Origin of the sequence: Actinomadura rubrisoli, assembly GCF_004349215.1 — a bacterium.
Classification (GTDB): domain Bacteria; phylum Actinomycetota; class Actinomycetes; order Streptosporangiales; family Streptosporangiaceae; genus Spirillospora; species Spirillospora rubrisoli.
Genome location: NZ_SMKU01000562.1, coordinates 1 through 3,454, shown reverse-complemented (window position 1 = coordinate 3,454; position 3,454 = coordinate 1). Strand labels below are relative to the sequence as shown.

General features: G+C 76.9%; 4 protein-coding genes. 3 read left to right on the top strand and 1 reads right to left on the bottom strand.

What is annotated here, in order from left to right:
* On the top strand, positions 1-452 hold a 452-nt coding region (locus tag E1298_RS45315; RefSeq protein ID WP_243726240.1), incomplete at its 5' end, for a DUF1707 SHOCT-like domain-containing protein.
* Between the two features lie 135 nt (positions 453-587).
* Entirely contained in the window at positions 588-1,262 is a 675-nt protein-coding gene (locus tag E1298_RS45310; RefSeq protein ID WP_341770712.1) for an HAD family hydrolase, read from the top strand.
* A gap of 526 nt (positions 1,263-1,788) precedes the next feature.
* On the opposite strand, the gene E1298_RS45305 is transcribed toward E1298_RS45310, so the two are convergent.
* Positions 1,789-2,877, bottom strand: coding sequence for a tyrosine-type recombinase/integrase (locus E1298_RS45305; RefSeq protein ID WP_131903548.1), 1,089 nt, complete (start codon positions 2,875-2,877; stop codon positions 1,789-1,791).
* A 113-nt stretch (positions 2,878-2,990) separates the two neighbouring features.
* Here E1298_RS45305 and E1298_RS45300 point away from each other — a divergent pair, with 113 nt between their 5' ends.
* Positions 2,991-3,443: a hypothetical protein gene (locus E1298_RS45300; RefSeq protein WP_131903547.1), complete on the top strand. Its 453-nt coding sequence runs from the start codon at positions 2,991-2,993 to the stop codon at positions 3,441-3,443.
* Positions 3,444-3,454 lie beyond the last annotated feature (11 nt).

Sequence of the window (3,454 nt, the reverse complement as noted above, 5' to 3'; positions counted from 1 at the left end):
CCATGGGCGCGGATATGGGCGCGGACGGGGCCGGGGCCGGTGGGCGGGTCCGCGCGTCCGACGGCGATCGCGACGCCGCCATCGAGCACCTGGGGGACGCACTGGCCGAGGGGGCGCTGGACGCCGCCGAGTACGACCGGCGACTGGAGCGCGCCGTCGCCGCCGCCACCTGCGCCGACCTGGCGGCCCTGACCGGGGACCTGCCGGTCTCGCGGGCCGCGCTGGCCCGGGCGGAGAAGGCCCGCGGCGCCGCCCGGGCCCTGGCGGCCAGGCGCGAGTGGTTCGACGAGTGGGGCCACTGGGCGGGCGGCGCGGTGATCATGACGGTGATCTGGGCGGTGACGTCGCTGCGGGCGGGGGAGTGGCGGTTCTTCTGGCCGGTGGTGCCGCTGGGCATCTGGGCCGCCGTCCTGATCACCTACGCGGTGTGGCCCTCCCGCGAGGACCGCTGACCGCCCGCGCCCCGGGCCGCGTCCCCGGCGCGGCACCGGCCGCCCGGCCGGTGCGGCGGACCCGTCCGGGGGCCGGGTTCGTCGGGGGGCGGATGCGTCCGGCCTGGGGATATGGGTTCGCGTTCCCGCCCGTCCATGGGACAGACTGCTCACCTTGTGGGATACCTGCACATCTTCGACATGGACGGGACGCTGCTGAGCGGCTCCACCGCCAACCTCGAGGTCGCCCGGCAACTGGGCACGCTGCCCGAGCTGCACGCCCTGGAGGCGCGCTTCGCCGCCGGGACCCTGGACACCCGGGGGTTCTCCGCCGAGATCCACCGCCTGTGGCGCGACCTGACGCCCGCCGCGGTCGCCGCCGCCTACGCCGCCGGGCCTTGGCTGGAGGGCATCGCCGGCGTCTGCGCCGACATCCGCTCGCGCGGCGAGCACTCCGCGGTCATCACCATGTCGCCCGACTTCTTCGCCCGCCACCTGCTCGACCTGGGCTTCGACGACGTCGTCGCCTCCCGCTTCCCGCCGCCGCCGTTCACCGCGCCGCTGGACCCGGCGGGCGTCCTGACCCCGGGGGACAAGGTCCGCATCGCCGAGGAACTGCGCGTCCGCCACGGGCTCACGGCCGCGCAGTGCGTCGCCTACGGCGACTCGATGTCGGACGCGCCCCTGTTCCGGCATCTGGGGAACACGGTCGCGGTCAACGCCGACCACCATCTGGCCGACCTCGCCGCCCTCGACTACCGCGGCACCGACCTGGCCGGGGCCTACGCGCTGGCCCGGTCCCTGCTCACCGCGGCCCGCGCCGCCCCCTGACAGGGACGGTGCGGCTGAGCGCCTCCCGCCGCCGGTCCTCAGCGACCGTCGCCGCCCCTGGCAGAGATGATCAGGGCAAGCGCCTCCCACTGGCTGCCGCGCTCCACCAGCCGCCCACCTCGACAGAGATGATCGGGGCGAGCGCCGCCCGCCGGCCGTCTCGCCTGGCGGGCGCATCCAGCAGGTCCCGCGCCCGTTCCCGGCGTCCGGACGTCCCGGCAAGGCGACCCGGCGTCCTGAGGATCGGGGCACGGCCGAGGGCGTGTCCAGCATGCAGGAGCAGCGCCTCCGGAACCGGCGCCAGCTGACCCACCCACCCCCGGCCGGGCCCTCGGACGCTCCACCCGGCCGACCCGCGGCGCACCGCCCACCGCAACCAGAGCAGGCGGTCGGGCGGCGCCCACGGCCGAGCCGATCGGAGCACCGCGCGGGCCCGGCGCGGCGCGGTGGCGGCTTCCCACAGGAGCCGCGGGGCGGCCGCCACACGGTGACGACGACCTTCCCGGCGCTGTGGACGGGCAGGGGGTCAGGGGCGGTCGACCGGGCCGAGGAGGGGGTGGACGCGCATCGCCGCCTCCAGCTCGCCGGGGAGTTCGTCGCGGTAGCGGCCGAGGGTCGACAGGTCGGAGTGGCCGAGGACGCGGCGGACGGCGTCCATGTCGGTCGCGGCGGCCAGCAGGTGCGTGGCGGTGGTGTGGCGCAGGCCGTGCGGGGTGACGCCGCGCCGCCGTCCGGGTTCCACGCGGGCCCGGACCCGGTCGATGACGGCCTGCACGTCGCCGCGGGCCAGCCGCCGCCCGCGCCACGACAGCAGGAGCGCCTTGGGCTCGCGGCCCCGGTCCAGCAGCGGGCGCCCGTCGCGCAGGTAGGCGTCCAGCAGGTCGGTGACGGGGCGGGGGAGGGGCACGTCGCGGGTCCGGCCGCCCTTGCCGAAGATCCGCCAGTAGCGGGTGCCGGCGTTGACGAAGAAGTCCTCGGCGTTGGCCCGGGTCAGCTCCGACACCCGGGGCCCGACCGCGGCCAGCAGCAGCACGATCAGGCCGTCGCGCAGCTCGGTGCGCTGGTCGGAGCGCTTGCCCGCCGCGGGCGGCGCGGCGTGCTCGTCCTGCGCGAGCCGCCGCGCGGCGCCCAGCAGGCCCTCGGCCTGCTCGGTGGTCAGCGCGCGGCGCTCGGCGCGCAGCCCGCCCCGCTGCTTGGGCTTGAGCGTCACCGCCTGCATCGGGCTCAGCTGCACCCAGCCCGCCACCAGCGCGTACTGGAAGAACGCCGACACCGAACGCCGGAACCGCGCCTGCGACGCCGCGCTCTGCACGGGACCGCCCTGCGGCGAGGTGGTCTGGGACGGGTCGTTGCGCGGGGGGACACCGTCGCGCGCCGCGCGGCGGCCGTCGGGTTTGCGGGCGAACCTCAGCAGCACCTCGTCGACGTCCCCGCCGGTCAGGTCGTCCAGGATCCGGTCGGGGCCGGCCAGCGCCGCGAACGTCACCGCGTCCCGCGCGTACACCTCGGCGGTGCTGGGCGCCAGCGCGCCGGTCGAGGTCTTGGCCCGCACCATCTCGGTGTAGCGGTCGACGGTCTGGGCAACGGTCAGGCGTTGAACATCGGTGGGTCGCACCCCGCGGACGCTACCGCCCGCCACCGACACAACGACCGGCGCGGCGATCGGCGCGGTCACGCGCGGCGATCGGCGCGATCGCGTCGTCGGCGGCACCCCATAAGATCGGGATCGTGACGGACTGGGAGCTTTTCGACCAGGTCGCCGAGGTCGTGCGGGGGTCGGTCCCGCCGGGGCTCGGCCGCCCGCAGCTGCAGGTGCGCCACCACGGCCTGAAGGCGTGGTTCGGCGGCGGCGAGCCGCAGCGCGAGCACTACGAGGCCCAGATCATCCCCGCCGAGCTGGCGCCCGGTGCCCGCGACCGCGCGCTGGAGATCGGCTTCCACGCCGAGCACCGTGCCGAGCCCGACAACGAGGCCGCGCTGGCGCGGCTGCTGGCCGCCGAGGCCGCCTGGCGGCCCGGGCTCGGCGGCGACGCCGTCACCGGCGCGTTCCTGGGCCGCGGCGGCTGGCGCCGCGTCTCGGAGACCTGGAACGACCCCGTCCTGGACGGCGCCGACGTCCCCTTCGAGATCGGGGTCCGCCTGGTGGACTACATGCGCGCCCTGGAACCCCACCGCCGCTGACCCCCCACCGC

Excerpts from the sequence above, each read along its gene's own strand:
- E1298_RS45310 (WP_341770712.1), top strand. The coding sequence starts at position 588 with ATGGGACAGACTGCTCACCTTGTGGGATACCTGCACATCTTCGACATG.